General features: G+C 43.7%; 13 protein-coding genes and 9 tRNA genes. 4 read left to right on the top strand and 18 right to left on the bottom strand.

The features are described 5' to 3' along the window. Positions 1 to 19: 19 nt before the first annotated feature. Entirely contained in the window at positions 20 to 1,324 is a 1,305-nt protein-coding gene (locus BCU34_RS19880) for a dicarboxylate/amino acid:cation symporter (protein ID WP_048660112.1), read from the top strand. A gap of 185 nt (positions 1,325 to 1,509) precedes the next feature. On the opposite strand, the gene BCU34_RS19875 is transcribed toward BCU34_RS19880, so the two are convergent. From BCU34_RS19875 to BCU34_RS19865, 3 genes are all read right to left on the bottom strand, one after another. Continuing rightward, positions 1,510 to 2,895: a sensor histidine kinase gene (locus BCU34_RS19875; RefSeq protein WP_048660111.1), complete on the bottom strand. Its 1,386-nt coding sequence runs from the start codon at positions 2,893 to 2,895 to the stop codon at positions 1,510 to 1,512. Continuing rightward, entirely contained in the window at positions 2,892 to 3,557 is a 666-nt protein-coding gene (locus BCU34_RS19870) for a response regulator transcription factor (protein WP_048660110.1), read from the bottom strand. Before BCU34_RS19870 ends, BCU34_RS19875 begins: the two co-directional genes overlap by 4 nt. 80 nt (positions 3,558 to 3,637) lie before the next feature. Continuing rightward, positions 3,638 to 4,111: an NYN domain-containing protein gene (locus BCU34_RS19865; protein WP_004731130.1), complete on the bottom strand. Its 474-nt coding sequence runs from the start codon at positions 4,109 to 4,111 to the stop codon at positions 3,638 to 3,640. Positions 4,112 to 4,360: 249 nt separating this feature from the next. Here BCU34_RS19865 and BCU34_RS19860 point away from each other — a divergent pair, with 249 nt between their 5' ends. Then, positions 4,361 to 4,912 (top strand): DUF4174 domain-containing protein, encoded by a 552-nt coding sequence (locus BCU34_RS19860; protein WP_102480543.1) that lies wholly within the window; start codon positions 4,361 to 4,363, stop codon positions 4,910 to 4,912. 51 nt (positions 4,913 to 4,963) lie between these two features. Here BCU34_RS19860 and cobA read toward each other — a convergent pair whose 3' ends face one another. The 9 genes from cobA to BCU34_RS19815 all read right to left on the bottom strand — a co-directional run bounded on the left by cobA (position 4,964) and on the right by BCU34_RS19815 (position 11,128). Then, complete coding sequence (cobA, locus tag BCU34_RS19855) at positions 4,964 to 5,740, bottom strand: uroporphyrinogen-III C-methyltransferase (RefSeq protein WP_102433458.1); 777 nt, start codon at positions 5,738 to 5,740, stop codon at positions 4,964 to 4,966. Positions 5,741 to 6,017: 277 nt separating this feature from the next. Continuing rightward, positions 6,018 to 6,833: a formate/nitrite transporter family protein gene (locus BCU34_RS19850; protein ID WP_017062558.1), complete on the bottom strand. Its 816-nt coding sequence runs from the start codon at positions 6,831 to 6,833 to the stop codon at positions 6,018 to 6,020. Positions 6,834 to 6,955: 122 nt separating this feature from the next. Beyond that, positions 6,956 to 7,279 carry a nitrite reductase small subunit NirD gene (gene nirD, locus BCU34_RS19845; RefSeq protein WP_048662836.1) on the bottom strand — a complete coding sequence of 108 codons (324 nt, stop codon included), beginning with the start codon at positions 7,277 to 7,279 and terminating at the stop codon, positions 6,956 to 6,958. A 15-nt stretch (positions 7,280 to 7,294) separates the two neighbouring features. Continuing rightward, complete coding sequence (gene nirB, locus BCU34_RS19840; RefSeq protein ID WP_048660107.1) at positions 7,295 to 9,853, bottom strand: nitrite reductase large subunit NirB; 2,559 nt, start codon at positions 9,851 to 9,853, stop codon at positions 7,295 to 7,297. Between the two features lie 619 nt (positions 9,854 to 10,472). Continuing rightward, positions 10,473 to 10,546: transfer RNA gene (locus BCU34_RS19835), tRNA-Cys, on the bottom strand. A 66-nt stretch (positions 10,547 to 10,612) separates the two neighbouring features. Next, positions 10,613 to 10,699 (bottom strand) — tRNA-Leu (locus BCU34_RS19830). A 79-nt stretch (positions 10,700 to 10,778) separates the two neighbouring features. Beyond that, positions 10,779 to 10,854: transfer RNA gene (locus BCU34_RS19825), tRNA-Gly, on the bottom strand. 46 nt (positions 10,855 to 10,900) lie between these two features. Continuing rightward, positions 10,901 to 10,974, bottom strand: a tRNA-Cys gene (locus BCU34_RS19820). A 67-nt stretch (positions 10,975 to 11,041) separates the two neighbouring features. Next, a tRNA-Leu gene (locus BCU34_RS19815) sits at positions 11,042 to 11,128 on the bottom strand. Between the two features lie 349 nt (positions 11,129 to 11,477). On the opposite strand from BCU34_RS19815, the gene BCU34_RS19810 reads away from it, so the two are divergent. After that, complete coding sequence (locus BCU34_RS19810; RefSeq protein WP_048610810.1) at positions 11,478 to 12,266, top strand: lipase family protein; 789 nt, start codon at positions 11,478 to 11,480, stop codon at positions 12,264 to 12,266. A 75-nt stretch (positions 12,267 to 12,341) separates the two neighbouring features. On the opposite strand, the gene BCU34_RS19805 is transcribed toward BCU34_RS19810, so the two are convergent. From BCU34_RS19805 to BCU34_RS19780, 6 genes are all read right to left on the bottom strand, one after another. After that, positions 12,342 to 12,415, bottom strand: a tRNA-Cys gene (locus tag BCU34_RS19805). A gap of 64 nt (positions 12,416 to 12,479) precedes the next feature. After that, positions 12,480 to 12,566 (bottom strand) — tRNA-Leu (locus tag BCU34_RS19800). Between the two features lie 80 nt (positions 12,567 to 12,646). Continuing rightward, positions 12,647 to 12,722, bottom strand: a tRNA-Gly gene (locus BCU34_RS19795). Positions 12,723 to 12,768: 46 nt separating this feature from the next. Further along, positions 12,769 to 12,842: transfer RNA gene (locus BCU34_RS19790), tRNA-Cys, on the bottom strand. Positions 12,843 to 13,040: 198 nt separating this feature from the next. Then, positions 13,041 to 14,486, bottom strand: a complete 1,446-nt coding sequence (gene viaA, locus BCU34_RS19785) for an ATPase RavA stimulator ViaA (protein ID WP_048668848.1) — start codon at positions 14,484 to 14,486, stop codon at positions 13,041 to 13,043. Between the two features lie 11 nt (positions 14,487 to 14,497). Continuing rightward, positions 14,498 to 16,153: an ATPase RavA domain-containing protein gene (locus tag BCU34_RS19780; protein ID WP_102530294.1), complete on the bottom strand. Its 1,656-nt coding sequence runs from the start codon at positions 16,151 to 16,153 to the stop codon at positions 14,498 to 14,500. 288 nt (positions 16,154 to 16,441) lie between these two features. On the opposite strand from BCU34_RS19780, the gene BCU34_RS19775 reads away from it, so the two are divergent. After that, positions 16,442 to 16,957 carry an NUDIX hydrolase gene (locus BCU34_RS19775; protein WP_102479863.1) on the top strand — a complete coding sequence of 172 codons (516 nt, stop codon included), beginning with the start codon at positions 16,442 to 16,444 and terminating at the stop codon, positions 16,955 to 16,957. Positions 16,958 to 16,965 lie beyond the last annotated feature (8 nt).

The raw sequence follows: 16,965 nt of genomic DNA, 5'->3' as shown, positions 1-16,965 counted from the left end.
ATAATAAGGAGTGTTCTAAATGAATACCAAGAAACCTATGTCTCTAACTGGTCGAGTTATCCTCGGTATGGTCGTGGGCATATTAACGGGATTTGCCATTCAATCCCTTTTTGCAGACAGCGGCTTTGTTAACAACTACATCGTTAACGGACTCTTTGAAGTAGGCGGACAGATTTTTGTCGCCAGTTTAAAAATGCTTGTTGTACCTCTAGTCTTCGTTTCACTAGTGTGCGGTACAAGCTCTCTTAAAGACTTATCAACTCTTGGCCGTATGGGGGGCAAAACGCTTGCACTTTATATCGGTACTACAGCCGTTGCTATCACTCTAGCACTTACTATCGGTAACCTGTTCCAACCTGGAGCTGGTGCGGATCTTACTGCTGCGAGCTCTTTCAAATCAGCGGATGCCCCTTCTTTAGGTCAAGTAATCATCGACATGTTCCCAACCAACCCTATTCAGGCGATGGCTGAGGGCAAAACGTTACAAGTTATCGTATTTGCAGTGTTGTTTGGTATCGCAATCAGTGCTGCCGGCAAACCTGGCGAACGTATCGCTGCCGTTTTCTCTGATTTAAACGAAGTGATCATGAAGCTAGTTGCGCTACTAATGAACCTTGCTCCTTACGGCGTGTTCTTCTTGATGGCGAAACTGTTCTCTGGCCTTGGCTTAGGTGCGATTTGGAACCTAGCAGAATACTTCTTAGTACTTGCAGGTACCCTACTGTTACACGGCTTGGTTACTTACAGTGCGATGCTTAAAGGATTCACAGGTCTTAGTCCGATTACGTTCCTACGTAAGATGGAAGATGCAATCATGTTTGCATTCTCAACAGCATCTTCAAACGCAACAATTCCAGTAACAATGGAAACAGCTAAGAACCGCATGGGCGTAGACAACAAAGTCGCTTCTTTCACAGTACCACTAGGTGCAACTGTGAACATGGACGGCACTGCAATCATGCAAGGTGTTGCGACTGCGTTTATCGCGCAAGCGTACAACATCGACCTATCTATGGGTGATTACCTAATGGTTATCCTAACGGCGACACTGGCGTCTGTTGGTACTGCAGGTGTTCCTGGTGTTGGTCTTGTTATGCTAGCGATGGTATTGAACCAAGTTGGTCTACCGCTTGAAGGTATCGCTCTAATCATGGGTGTTGACCGCCTTCTTGATATGATTCGTACCGCTGTAAACATCACAGGTGATAGTGCCGTATCTATCATCGTTGCTAAGTCTGAAGGCGCTCTAGACGAGTCTCGCTTCAACGACCCAGCAGCAGGTGAGAAAGAAGAAGAAGTTAAGCTAGCTCGCCAACAGGCATAGTCTCGCTTATCTGATGCTCTTGTCTTCAAGCTCAGGCGTAATTAATGGCTACGCCTAGCTCATTCAAAGCACATAAAGAAAAGCGCCACTGCAGATGCAGTGGCGCTTTTTTATTGGGTATCGCTTAAGTCTGTACAATTGAGTTGGGACAATTATCTATTTAGCCTTCTTCTCAATAGAGAAAGCTAATCACCGATTGGGAACATCAAGTTCACTCTAAGTCCCCCGCCTTCTCTATTCTCTGCAGTTACATGCCCATTCATAACAACCATTGCCTCTTTAACAATCGCTAAGCCTAGACCGTAACCGCCAGACTGTTTATCTCGCGCTGATTCAATTCGTGTAAACGGGTCGAATATACCCGCAATCTTGTTATCAGCAATACCCTCACCATCATCTTCCACAGATATGACACTGTAACGTTTATCTGTTATCTGTTCGTATGTAGTCACGACAACATGAGCGCTCTCACCCGCGTATTTAATTGCATTGCCGACCAAGTTACCGATCACTCGAAGAAGTAGTCTCTCATCAACACTCACCATTGATGTCGGTGTCTCTAAGTCACCAATCAAAGTTTGATTCGGCTTTAAATCGTTTTGCATCTGCGCGATCAACATCGAGCAATAGTGCTCTAGGTGCATTAAGCTTAATTTAGAGTCATAGCGAGAGGTTTCCAAGCGACTAAATTCAAGTATCTCACCCACCAGCTTGTTCATCTCTTCTGTTTCGCTTTCCATTCGTTCGAGCAAACCAATGCTTTTATCATCAACCTTGCTTCGTAGCAGGTGTAGTGCGAGGTTTTGCCTTGCTAATGGCGTTCTTAACTCGTGTGACACATCACGAATCAAACGACGTTGTTTTTCAGCCAGAGATTTAATCTCAAAGGTCATATGATCAAAATCGTGTGCAAGCTCGTTGAATTCTCGCGTGGTGGAATTTAACTCCGATACCACACTGACAGTGAAATCGCCTTGAGCAAGTCTGCGACTCGCTTCTCTCAATCTATCCAACGGTTGCTGTAGGCTTTTCGCCATGATAATCGAGAACAGAGACAATACCACCAAGGCAATCACAGCTTTAAGCATATAGGAGTATGGAGCAAAGGATTTTGCGGGGTGAAACTGGTGAGGAAGTTGAATAACAAGCGTACTGCCATTATCCAGTGGCAAGCCAAAAATTGGCTTACTCACACGGTCACTCAGTTGATGGTCTAAGGTACGCAGAAACTTCAATTTAAATTCGAAGTGCGGATGCATGTGTCGATGTGTAATTGGGCGGTTATTCTCGTCAATAACGAACAAATAATAACGTTGAGCATTACCCCAGTCAGCTAGCTCGTCCATGTCCCCTTCTTCGATCAAAACATTCGCTTGATGAGCAAGATCCAACATTTCTGCTTTAACGGACTCAGGGACCTTTAGCAGAGCCTTCATCAACGCTCTTTCAGCGACACCTTGCAGGATCAAAATGCTCACTAGAATCACTGTCAGGTAACTAAACAATTGAAAGGTTAATCCATCTTTTCGCTTAGCGATGAAATCCGGGCAACGTATTAGATGGGCACTCATGCGCCGACCGACTCTAGGTAACTGTAGCCTTTACCACGAACGGTTTTAATGTGCTGTTTCGACAGGCCCGCCTGCACCAATTTTCGACGTATATTACTGATATGCATATCTAAATTACGATCGAAAGGGCACAGCTCTTTCTTAAGTACATGGACTTGAAGGTCAGACTTGGAAACCACGATACCATCATTTTTAACAAGATAATCAAGCAAGTCTTTTTCAGTACCAGTTAAAGGCAAACGAGAAAGTTGTTCGCACAAACCGTGATTAGATGACGCTAGAGATTGTCTCTGACGCTCAAAACCCACTCGGCGCAAGATCACCTTAATTCGGGTTAAGAGTTCAGGAACATTGAAAGGTTTAGCGATGTACTGATCGGCTCCAGCTTGATACCCATCGAGCATTGAGGCATCGTCGTTAAGCGCGGTTAACATAAGAATGGGAGTAGCAAAACGCTGACAAATACGCCTTGCCACTTGAATACCACTTAGGTTTGGAAGCATTACATCGAGTAAAACTAAATCGACAGGGTTCGATTGAATAAACTCAAGCGCGGACTCACCGCAATGAACGGTATCAACGTGATACCCCTCATTTTCTAACACTTCACCCAGCAACTCACACAACTGAATATCATCATCAACAACTAAAACGCGAGACATTACACACACCGATAAATAAGAACTGTTTGCATTCTAATTATCGTTATTATTGATTTCAATTATAAAGTGCCTGATTTCCTCTATAGAAGAAAATCTTTTTCGATCGGTACAAATTTTGACGCAGAATCGATAAGATTTTGAGCGGTTAACCCCGGTACACCATACACTTCAACAGGTTTGCCAAAACGCTCTTTGATTCGCTCTACAAGGATTTCGAAATCGCCATCGCCAGAGACTAAAACAATCGTATCGACTGTCTCAGCAAGCTCTATCGCGTCTAGTGCTATACCTACATCCCAGTCACCTTTTGCACTACCATCTCGACGCTGAATAAACGGTTTCAGCTTCACATTAAAGCCAACACCACGCAGGATGTGATGAAATTGGCGCTGCTTAGGGTCTTGGCTTGAGATTGCGTAAGCATTAGCTGCAACAACGTTACGCCCTTCCGTGGCAACATACCAAAACTGGTTATAGTCGAAGTTAGAACGGTATTTGTCGCGCGTCGTGTAGTAAACGTTCTGAACGTCGACCAAAATTGCTATGTTTTCCATAAATTCATACCTTTAGATTTTCCGTATACCCTATTCTATTCACTTATAAAATGCGAGTCGCTTTACTCAATAAAAATGAACTTGTTTCCTTCCGTTAACGTAAATCTCCGTATGTTTAGCGTAATCCTAACTATGCTTAATGCAGGTTGATTTGTGTTGTACGTTTATCGAATGGTTCTGAACTTAACTTTCTTCCCTACGTAACTTTCAAATCATTCTCAGACTTTGAGTTTTCAAGGGAGGTTGGCCATGCTACACCGACAAATACACAAATCGTGCGTAAGCATCGACACAGCCAAAGCAGCGAAATCAATGAATTATTCGGCAAGTTTTCGCGTCTGGTTTAGCTTGATTAAGCTACTGACTATCAGCACAGTATTGGTCATGAGCTCAACCATTCACTCGGTACTTGCCTACCCCGCCTATTCACATTCAAAACCGTTACCGCACCGTAGCGTGATCTACTTTGCACCAAAGGAAGATTCCGTCGTCAAAGAATTTCTCAATGAAGTGTTGATCAACAACTGTCAATTGGATGAAAGAGACGTAGTTATCATTGTCATTGCGGAGAGCGGCTACACAGTCCCTACTTGGCTTGAAGAAGAATTTAACCTAGAAGCCGTAACCGATAGCTATGGAATACCAAAAGGTTCACATACTGCTATTTTGATAGGTAAAGACGGAAAAGAGAAACACAGGTGGAGCGGTAAGACAGACTGGCAGAAAATCACCAATATCATCGATGAAATGCCAATGCGCCAACAAGAAATGCAGCGACAAAGCAGCCGCTGCAGTATTTGATACTTGATGAGTTCAGCAATTGTTTAAAAAGACAACTAGAAGGCCAAATAATTAAGCTTGCTTGTTAAACCAATCTAGCTTTTCATGTAGCTGAGCTACACTGCCAACGACAATAAGTGCAGGGCTCTTTGCTGTAGCAGCAAGGCTTGCCAAATCACTCAGCCCACCGCGGTAAACCTTTTGCTCTTGGCGAGTACCGTTTTCAATGATCGCTACAGGCATATCAGCTCGCATACCGTTGTCCAGTAAGTTTTTCTGAATGTTTGGGCTCTCTTTTAACCCCATGTAAAACACAATTGTATGGTTGTGCTGAGCAAGAGATTGCCAGTCAATATCTTCGCCGTCTTTCTTAAGGTGACCGGTAATAAACTGAACGCTTTGCGCATGGTCACGGTGTGTCAACGGAATACCCGCATAAGCCGTTGCGCCTGCAGCAGCTGTGATGCCCGGAATCACTTCAAATCTAACGTCATTTTCAGCCAGTGTTTCACACTCTTCCCCGCCACGACCAAAGATAAATGAGTCTCCACCTTTAAGGCGTACTACATGCTTGTTCTCTTGTGCTTTAGTGACCAATAGTTGGTTGATCTGATCTTGAGGTACGCAGTGATGATCGAGCTTTTTACCCACATACAGCATTTCCGCTTCTGGGTTAGCCATCGCCAAGATATCCTTTGATACCAAGCGGTCATAAACCAAAACGTCTGCTTGTTGAATCACTCGTGCCGCTTTTAACGTAAGTAAGTCTGGGTCGCCCGGACCCGCGCCTACTAATGAAACCAATCCTTTGGTTACTTCTTTAACATTCGATGACGATACTTCTGACATGCTGTGCTCCGAAGGTTTGCTTGTTTTATCTCAAGCTTCAATCTATGTGATAAGTCACTGTATTCATGATGACTTATCCAAATCCTTAACCCTTAGACTATCAGGTGTTGAATTAAATATTCAGTCTAAATACTAACGAAGATAGAAGTAATTATAACAAAACAGTCTATTGCGAGTAATTTGCGCAATGATATAAGGGCTTTCGAACTAAAAAAGCCCCAAACATGTTGTTGGGGCTCTTAATCTCATACTAAATTACGTTTCACCCTATTGAGGATTACTTAGCACCTAGAGAAGGTGCAGTTTTAGCGTGAGTTAGGTATAGAGGAACACACGTCATTAGTAGACCACCAACGATGTTACCTAGGATTGTTGGGATAAGGTTGAAGTTCAACCATGTCGCGATACCGAAATCAGCGCCTAGAATCATACCCAGTGGGAATAGGAACATGTTTACTACCGTATGCTCAAATACTAGTGCGAAGAAGATGAAGATTGGGAACCACATCATTGCTACACGACCAGACACAGTACGTGCTGTCATGTTACCAATCACGCCTAGACATACCATTAGGTTACAGAAGATACCGCGTACGAAACACGTGATCCATCCGTCCATGCCCATGTTTTCAAAGCCTAAGCTACGACCTGTAGAAACAGCAATGAACTTTTGAGCAACAGCGTTTGGCTCTAGAGAGAAGTTACCTGTTAAAGAAACAGCCACTAGGAAAGCAACAATCAAAGAACCGATAAGGTTACCAAGACCAACAATACCCCAACAACGTAGGATACGGCCCCAAGTGATGCCTGGACGGTTGTCGAATTTAGCCAAAGGCGCAAGGCCGAAAACGCCAGTTACTAGGTCATAACCCATAACGCTTAGAATCACGAAGCCAACTGGGAACACTAGTGCGCCAACAAGACCAATGCCTGTTTGTACCATTGCTGTAATTGCTACAACAACCGCTAGAGAAAGGATGATACCAGCCATAGTGCTTCGAATCAGAAGATCGCGAGTACTTGTTTTAGTTTTCGCTTCACCCACATCGATCATCGTTTGAACGAATTCAGCTGGTTTGTAATCAGGAGACATAATGTTGTCCTTAAAAAGTAAAATTAAAAGTTAAAATTGGATAGGAAAAGGCTCTAGTTACCGAGTTAAGGCAATATCGAGAACTAGAACCCTTGAACTATCAAATCTTACTCATCCAAAGATTAAGCAGAGATTTCTACAGCACCCTTGGTAACACGAGCTTTGTACGCTTTCACGTTGAAGTTCTCGTCTTCCATGCACACACCTGTTGCTAGGTTAAAGCGTTGCTTTTTAAGTGGGCTTGCCACCCAAAGCTCTTCTTTGTGCTCAACAATCAGACCACGTGATAACACGTTAGATTGGAAGTATGGGTCTGTGTTGCTAATCGCGAATACTTCTTCAGCCTTAGTTGGGCGGAAGACAGCTACTTGCTCACCACCAACCAATGCACAAACACCTGTACCTGGGATAATGTCTTCGATCTTACAAACTTTGGTAAATGCCATGATGTCGTCTCCCAATTAAACCAGTTCAACGTGAAGGATATCGCCCTTCGCTTCAGGGTGTTTCTCAGTGAATGTCGCTGGACGGTGTTGTTCACGGCCATCATCAACAAACACAACGTTTTCATCACGATCATCAGCATTGATGAAGTGTGCAAAGCGCTTAAGTTGAGCTTCGTCGTTGATTGTGTCTGTCCACTCGCAAGCAAAGTTATCCACTAGGCCAGCAATGTCAGTTTCAAGTTGGTCATTGATGCCAAGCTTGTTGTCTACAATCACTTCACGTAGGTAATCAACACCACCTTCTAGGTTGTCCATCCATACCGAAGTACGTTGCAGTGGAGCAGCCGTGCGGATGTAGAACATCATGAAACGGTCGATGTACTTGATTAGAGTTTCTTGGTCTAAGTCGCTTGCAAGTAGGTCTGCGTGACGAGGTTTCATACCACCGTTACCACACACGTACATGTTCCAACCCGCGTCAGTTGCGATAATACCTAAGTCTTTACCTTGAGCTTCAGCACACTCACGAGTACAACCAGACACACCAAACTTCATCTTATGAGGAGTACGGATGCCTTTGTAACGGTTCTCGATCATCACGCCTAGGCCAACTGAATCTTGAACGCCGTAACGACACCAAGTAGAACCAACACATGTCTTCGCCATACGAAGCGCTTTTGCGTAAGCTTGACCAGTTTCGTAGCCTGCTGCGATTAACTTCTTCCAGATTGCTGGTAAGTCATCTTTTTGAGCACCGAATAGACCGATACGTTGTGCACCCGTGATCTTGGTATACAGGTTGTATTCAGCCGCAACATCAGCAAGAACACTTAGTGCTTGAGGTGTTACTTCACCACCCGCCATACGAGGGATTACAGAGTAAGTACCGTCTTTTTGCATGTTACCTAGGAAGTTATCGTTGGTATCGTGCAGTTTCACTAGCTCAGGCTTAAGGATGTGTTCACCCCAGCAAGAAGCAAGGATAGAACCCGCTAGAGGCTTACATACTTCACAGCCGTAGCCTTTACCGTATTTCTCTAGTAGTTCGTCGAATGTTTTGATCTCTTCGATACGAATCAAGTGGAAAAGCTCTTGGCGAGAGTAAGCAAAGTGCTCACATACGTCGTTCTTCACTTCTACACCAGCTTTAGCAAGTTCAGCGTTCAGTACTGAAGTCACAAGTGGAATACAACCACCACAGCCCGTACCTGCGCCTGTTACTGCTTTGATATCACCAATTGTGTGGTGACCTTCAGCAACAGCTTGTGCAATCTTGCCTTTAGTTACATCGAAACAAGAACAGATAACTGCAGATTCAGGAAGAGAGTCCGCGCCAAGTGTTGGCTTTTCAGCACCAGCATGAGCAGGAAGAATCAATGCATCTGGGTGCTCTGGTAGGTCGATTTCATTCAGCATTAGCTGAAGAAGATCGCCGTAGTCAGACGTATCACCAACCATTACCGCACCAAGAAGCTTCTTGTTGTCTTCAGATACGATTAGGCGTTTGTAAACTTCTGACTCTTCGTTTTGGTAAACGTAGCTCTTACAACCAGGAGTACGGCCGTTTGCATCACCGATAGAACCTACTTTCACGCCTAGAAGCTTAAGCTTCGCAGACATGTCCGCACCTTCAAATGTGCTTTCGTTACCAACAACGTGATCAACCGCTACCGTCGCCATCTTATAACCAGGAGCAACAAGGCCGTAGAACGTTTGGTTCCAAGACGCACACTCACCGATAGCGTAGATATCTTTGTCTGTCGTTTGACAGTGATCGTTAATCTCGATACCGCCGCGAGGTGCAATACCTAGACCCATTTGACGAGCAAGTTTGTCTTGTGGGCGAATACCAGCAGAGAATACGATGAAATCAGTTTCTAACTCTGTTCCGTCTGCAAAACGCATTACGTTACGAGCTTCAGTGCCTTCAGGAGCAATCTCAAGCGTGTTCTTGCTTGTATGTACGTTAACGCCCATACGTTCGATTTTTTGACGAAGTTGGTTACCACCCGCTTGGTCAAGCTGTTCAGCCATTAGCTTAGGAGCAAACTCAACAACGTGTGTGGTTACGCCAAGTGCTTTAAGTGCACCTGCAGCTTCAAGACCAAGTAGACCGCCACCCACAACAACACCAGACTTAGAGTTCTTAGCGGTTGCTTCGATAGCTTTCAGATCTTCGATAGTGCGATAAACGAAACAGTCTTTACCTTCGTTGCCTTTGATTGGCGGTACGAATGGGAAAGAACCGGTAGCAAGAACAAGTTTGTCGTATTGAATTTCTCGACCAGTGCTTGAGTAAACTGTTTTCTTTTCACGGTTAACGTTTATCGCACGTTCACCGATCAGCATATTGATGCCGTGTTTCTCGTAGAAACCTTCTTTAACTAAAGAAAGTTCGTCTGCAGTGTGGTGTGAAAAATAAGAAGAAAGGTGTACACGGTCATAGGCTACACGTGGTTCTTCACAGAACACCGTGATGTCCATGTTTGCAACATCTGTCTTCTCGACTAAATCTTCGATATAGCGATGGCCGACCATCCCGTTACCGATTACGACTAGCTTCATCTTGCTCATAAGAATTCCTGAAGGTTATATATTTCTTAACTGAGCGAATAATGAATTATGAAAGAAAATGAAAATATGATGTAAATCAATTACGAAAACGAACTACCCTAAAGGGGTAGAACAAAAGAGGTAGATCTGCTGATTTATTATACGAAGCAAACGAATAACCTCAGGTTTAATAAGGTTTAGCGGGGTTTTATATACACTTTTGTGCATTAGATAAGATGTTGTAAAGTTTCACAATAGGTTAGCAGCAACGTAAGTAAATGACAATCATTTTCATTTGCAGTCATAATAAGTGTAATAACTCATGAAAGCGTTACAGGATCATGAGCAACTATGTCTAAATATGAAGAACTTAACGACGCAAAAGACAATCGCCTTTTCCATTCCCCCACTAATTTCACTCAAAAACCACCACAATTAGTTAACAGATGCTGTTGATTGTTTAGCAAATGACCGGTTTACACAAGGAACAGACCGGCAAAGAAAGTGATCAGATAAGAGCTTGTTCCTAGAGGTGTTATTGACTAGATAACATACGTGGAAGTTTGAACATAGCATGAGGGTTTAGAATTTCAGATAGCAAAAAGGCCAGCATTTCTGCAGGCCCTTCAACTTTTAATAGTGGAGGCGCCTCCCGGAGTCGAACCGAGGTCCACGGATTTGCAATCCGCTGCATAGCCACTCTGCCAAGGCGCCTTCAGTAGTGTTTTAAGAGAACAACTCTTTTGATTGTCACCTAGTAAAAGGTAACAATCAAATAGATGGTGCCCCGGGCCGGACTTGAACCGGCACAACGCGAACGTCGAGGGATTTTAAATCCCTTGTGTCTACCAATTCCACCACCAGGGCACGCAATTCTTTATTGCGATGCCGATTACTGAAAAGTAAAACACCATCTTAATGTCAAATTAATCAACATTACAAAATTTGGAGCGATACATCGGGTTCGAACCGATGACCTCAACCTTGGCAAGGTTGCGCTCTACCAACTGAGCTAGTATCGCATTTTCATTCTTATTATCTCTTAAATTATCAAACTAAGAGAAAGAATGGAGGCGCCTCCCGGAGTCGAACCGAGGTCCACGGATTTGCAATCCGCTGCATAGCCACTCTGCCAAGGCGCCTTTAATAGTGATTTAAGAGAACAACTCTTTGTTCATCACTCTACTCAAAAAGTAGAAGCAAGATAGATGGTGCCCCGGGCCGGACTTGAACCGGCACAGCGCGAACGCCGAGGGATTTTAAATCCCTTGTGTCTACCAATTCCACCACCAGGGCAACGCAATCATGCGAGGCCAATTACTGAAAAGTAAAAACACCATCTCTCAGCGACCTAAGCCGTGAGAACGAGGTGTACTTTAACGGAAGGAAAAAATTCGTCAACAATAAATTTTATCTTTTAATTCAAATGATTAATTATCACTCTCCAAAGAATAAATTTAGTGCAGCTTGTACGGTTCTTATACGCTGTTCTCTAATCTAACACTGCAATTTACTATCTAGGGTTAACTTTAGCGACAGCGGCAAATTTTGGTTTTTCTGTAACGAATCAAGTAAATGGTGTTTTCATGTGCTTTTCACATTCAACGACTAGAGTTTTAAGTAACTCTTATTAAGAAGTAAACACGTGAAACCACTAAAACGATATCAATATGAGCGCTATGCCGTTCTTTGTAACCTCGCCTACCCTAGAGTATTTAAGCAAACTCGCTATGGTTTTGACCCAAATGGACAACGCATCATAAAGAACCAGTTTGGCAAGACCATGATTCGAGTGCTGTGGAGCAGCGACAAAGATGAAGTGGTTGTGGTTATCAAAGGATCGCACAGCATCTCAGATTGGTTACTGACCTTTGCTCTATGGACAAGAAGCTGCAAAAGAATTGGGCTCAATTATCGTGTGCATGCTGGCTTCTATCATCTAATGTTTCAGGAAAGCCAGCCAAGTCGTAATGAAGATAAGCTTGGCTTAACCGTTATTGAACGCTTGGAAGCTACGCTCACACCTCTAATAGAGCAAGGCAAGAGAGTGTCTATTACTGGTCACTCTTCCGGTGGCGCTATCGGTTGTGTCTTCGCTGATTACTTTGATCAAAAGTACCCTGGCCGTATTAAGCGAATAGTGACTTTTGGCCAACCCGCCATTGGTGACTGGAGCTTTCGAAAGCACTATCGTTTGGGTAAGAAGACCTACCGAATCTGCTGTGATATCGACATCGTAACCTTCATGCCTCCAGTTCCTTTGCTCTATTGGCATGTAGGCAAAGTGCTTTGGCTCTATAACGGGCGCATCTACGAGAACACACCGACATTAATCCGTCTTGGTCGCTCTATCTTTAGTTGGTTGATTAGGCCTTTCTCTTACCATTTGATGAGTAAGTATATTCGTAACAAAGATTTCTTTGATAAACATTGAAAAGGGGACGTTGGAAGCTTTTAGCGAGGCCAGAAACGAAAAAACCAGCCACGAGGACTGGTTTTTTCTAAATGATGGAGGCGCCTCCCGGAGTCGAACCGAGGTCCACGGATTTGCAATCCGCTGCATAGCCACTCTGCCAAGGCGCCTTCAATAGTGTTTTAAGAGAACAACTCTTTTGATTGCTACCCTAAAAGGTAACAACCAAATAGATGGTGCCCCGGGCCGGACTTGAACCGGCACAACGCGAACGTCGAGGGATTTTAAATCCCTTGTGTCTACCAATTCCACCACCAGGGCACGCAATTCTTTATTGCGATGCCGATTACTGAAAAGTAAAACACCATCTTAATGTCAAAATACATCAACATTACAAAATTTGGAGCGATACATCGGGTTCGAACCGATGACCTCAACCTTGGCAAGGTTGCGCTCTACCAACTGAGCTAGTATCGCATTTTCATTCTTAATATCTCTTAACTTATCAATCTAAGAGAAAGAATGGAGGCGCCTCCCGGAGTCGAACCGAGGTCCACGGATTTGCAATCCGCTGCATAGCCACTCTGCCAAGGCGCCTTTTTAATTCAACACTTTAGGGACTTAGGTAAATCGCACCGCTGTGTTCGGGTGCCTACTTTACGGATTGAGGGGAGATAGTCAAACAAAAAAGTGAATTTAAATTCCGTTTGCTGACATTTAAATCAAATTGCTGCATGTTCGACCTCTTCAATCAAAAAACACACAGCAAAATGGATTAAATTTAGGTGTCGTACGTTACCACTTCTTCATGAAACGACCGACAAGACTTGGGTGATACGCCCAACAATGGTCAAACATGGTCATGAGTTGAGGGTTACCATACTTAGAAAGACTCACCGCATGGAAACGGTTTTTGTGTTCTTTCAACTTTTCAACTTGAGCAATCATTTCGTCAGATTGTTTCGGTGCAATGAAATCCGAAAGTACGATTAAATCGGCATTTTTGTATTTATCACCCGTCATCAAGTCAATCGATTTCATGAGAACAGGTTCTAGATCCGTACCGCCATGGAATGAGTAACTTAAGAAGTCGCTCGCTTCACGAAGGCCATCTTGCCTTGTTAACTCATAGGTAATCTGCTCAGAAGAGAACAGAATCACGTAACAATCTCTCTCTTCCGCAAGAGCAATTTGCATTAAGGCATAAGCCATAGCTTTGGCAGACTGCTCAGGGAATCCACTCATAGAGCCCGAAGCGTCCACACAGACGATAAACGGACCCTTTTCAATATCGATGTTCTTGCTATCTGGCTTTTGCGCTTTCACTTTACGTAACGTGCGTGATTTACCTTGCGAGCGATAGCTCAGTAAACGCTTGTCGGCCAAGTGCTTGTAAAAGATAACCTCAAGTTCAGGGTAAGCTAGAAACATGGTTTCGTTTGGCAGCATCTTGTTGAGGTCATCACTTTCGTGAATCCCAACAATATCATCGACCGCTTCATCGCTTTTCTCTTCAACCATCTGCAATTCTTCTACAGGGGCTTTGTGTAGCGAAGGATCATCTTCCTCGCCAGCCATACGGCCTAGCTTTTCAGCGATCTCTTGCAAGCCCTTGTGTTTATTCAAGAACTCAGCATGACGTTTCATGATGGTAAGGTCTGTTTTGCTTAACTTGGCAGATGCCATGTCCCACAAGCGCCCTACACTGCCTTCATCACCCGACTCCGTCACTTTGTCCATGTTTTTCATGGTTTCCATGCGCTGATAAAGATCGGCTAAGACTTTTTCTTTGCTTGTTTCGAGTTCGGTTACTTGAGCTTGCTTGATCGCATCAGAAAGAGATTGGTACCATTGGTCGCAAAAGTAGTGTGGAAACATCGCGTTATAAACGCCTTTGTTGTTTTCCATCAAGCGTCTTGCTTGTAGATAGAACGCGGAGTGCCACTCCAGTTTTTTGATGACACTATCAATCTCATCAAAGAATTGCGGTTCATCCCAGTGAATCACTTCTTGGTAGAGGGCGATTTCTTCTTGAAATCGGTCGGTTTCGCACACTTTAGTTACGCGCTTTTTGACCTTACCACGCCATTTAACTAAGTGATTTTTGACTGATGTTTTTACGCCTTTATTCTCAGCAGCCATCATGACTTGAGAGCGAGCAATGAGATCGTTCATCGCTGTATCAATGATTCCTGAATCAGCCACCATCAAAGCGAGGTTTAAGCCGTCTGCTCCTAACATATGCTCTCCCCTTACTCGAAGTACTGACTCATAAACTTAATACGCTGAGCAATCTTTGCACTCTTCACTTTCGTGGTTTCAAGATCTTGCGTTACCGCTTGCAAACTTGCTTCCATCGCTTTCGGTAAATCAGGGTCAATATAGTTATGAGGTAACGCATCATGGAATTCAGTACGAACACGTTTTAACTTGAATTCAGCTTCAGTTAACTGCTCTAAGGCTTTCTCAGCACCACTCAACCACTTGTTATACAGTTCTTGATCCAAACCATCTGTGGTAACAACGCTCACCAAGACAGAGCGATTGGCAATGTCTTTAATCACTAATTGGTTCGATGCATCCAAGTCGAGTTTTAAGCGGCATAGGTTTTTATTTTCGTTTACGTAACCGTAAATATCACCGTGACCTTCTTTAAGAACACGATCAAAATCGTCTTTGGCTACGTATACCCAACGACTATCACCTTTCTCAGATTCAGACACCGACATGTTGCTTTGCAGCATAACGAGTTTCACTAGATTGTATGCACTGCCCACGCTGTACATTTTCGCGTTCTTGATATCATTCTGGTAAACGTCTTTACGCAACAAGCCGCTGGTTGATTCCATAGAGAGCGAAACTGATAGCGTCGATTCAACATCGTCTTGAATCTCTTCTAACTCTTCACGAGACATCTCGATTTGAGCTTTCGACTCTTGTTGATCAAACGCTCGGTTCAATGCAAAGTCTTTCACCACGCTACGAACTACATCGCGCGATTCAGGGCTATGCCATAAACAATCCTGCAGAAGCAGGATATCTAGCGGGTTCACGCTATCGCGACCACTGAAGAACGCACTCGCTTTCAATAGTTTAACGGCCTTCTTCCAGCGTCTATCTGATACATACAAGTCTGACTCTGATGCTGAGCCTTGCTTCTTAACCGTCTCTTCAAGCATGGTTTTCAGTTCATACAGCTTGTTAAACGAGTTATCGGTCAGCTCTAGCTTGTCGAGCTCTTTCTGCCATTGATGGTACTCAATGTCAGTGATCGCCAAACCTTTTGGAATCACAGCTTCTTGAGAAGTACCCGTTGTCAGCATTGATTTGAAATTTTGTTTGTTTTGAATACGGTTAACAAACACGCGAACCAACATACGGTCATAAAGGGCTTCTAGGCCGCTGTCTTCATCTGGAAGTTCATTAGATGCAGAAACCAACAAGCGCATAGGTACGCGTTCAATGTCACTGCCATTCTTAAATGTTTTTTCGTTCACTACAGTAAGCAGGGTGTTTAGGATTGCAGGGCCGGCTTTCCAGATCTCATCAAGGAATACAACTTGTGCTGTTGGTAGGTAACCTTCGGTCAGCCTTACATAACGACCGTTGTCTTTTAATTCTTGGATACTTAGCGGGCCGAACACTTCCTCTGGCGTAGAGAAACGTGTCATCAAATATTCAAAATAACTACTGTTGTCAAAAGCCTGAATAAGACGTTTTGCGATAAGGCTTTTTGCAATGCCCGGAGGGCCTAATAGAAACACGCTTTCACCAGCCAATGCAGCCAGTAAACATAGCTTAATCGTGTCTTCTCTTTCATAGACTCCATCAGAGAGAGCATGCGCTAATTTATTGATTCTTTCAGAGAGTAGCGCCTTGTCAGCATGTGAAGAAATAGAAGGGTTCATGCGTTACTCCGAAAATCTTTGAACAATTGAGAGTGTAGATATGTTTTTATACATTTGTTAGCACTTTGTTACAAGTGTATTTTATTATTGAGTTGCATTTATATCAGATGGTTACGCCGGTAATTTTGGCGCAATCATAGATTCCAATTATGAGAGTAACATCACGAACGGCGTGAAACTAAATCTATTGCTAACCCTAATTTTTCTTTTATTTTCGACACCATAGACGTTATGGTGGTGCACGTCTTCCGTTATACGAAAAATTGGCAAGGAATGTGGCCAGACTGCATGAGTAAAGTTATCCATAAATGGAAAAGTATTTCTCTCATAGAAGAGAACGTGACGCTCCCTACGAACGTCGTGGTAAAACATACAACAATAAACCACCCTGGCGCGGCAGTTATTCTTCCTATCACTTCGTCTGGAAAAATCATCCTCATTAACCAATTCCGCCCTTCTCTTAAGAAATGGCTTTTGGAACTACCTGCAGGCACGATGGAAATTGATGAGTCACCTCTTCAATGTGCCCAGCGTGAATTGGAAGAAGAAACCGGTTACAGCGCAACTTCCTTTCAAAGCTTGGGGCAAGTCACCCCTTTGGCTGGCTTCTGTGATGAAATACAGTATCTGTTTGTCGCAAAAGACTTAAGCCTCACTACCCGCTTTGAATGTGATGAAGATGAAGTCATAGAAGTGTTCGAACTGAGCTTAGAAGAACTGCAAGATAAAATACGACACGATCAAATCACCGATACAAAAACTATCGCTTGTTTAAGTAAAGCCCAACTCTGCGGCTACCTATAACACTCTAG

The organism is Vibrio sp. 10N.286.45.E10 (assembly GCF_002874195.2).
Lineage (GTDB): Bacteria > Pseudomonadota > Gammaproteobacteria > Enterobacterales > Vibrionaceae > Vibrio > Vibrio crassostreae.
This window is presented reverse-complemented; position numbering and strand designations above follow the sequence as displayed.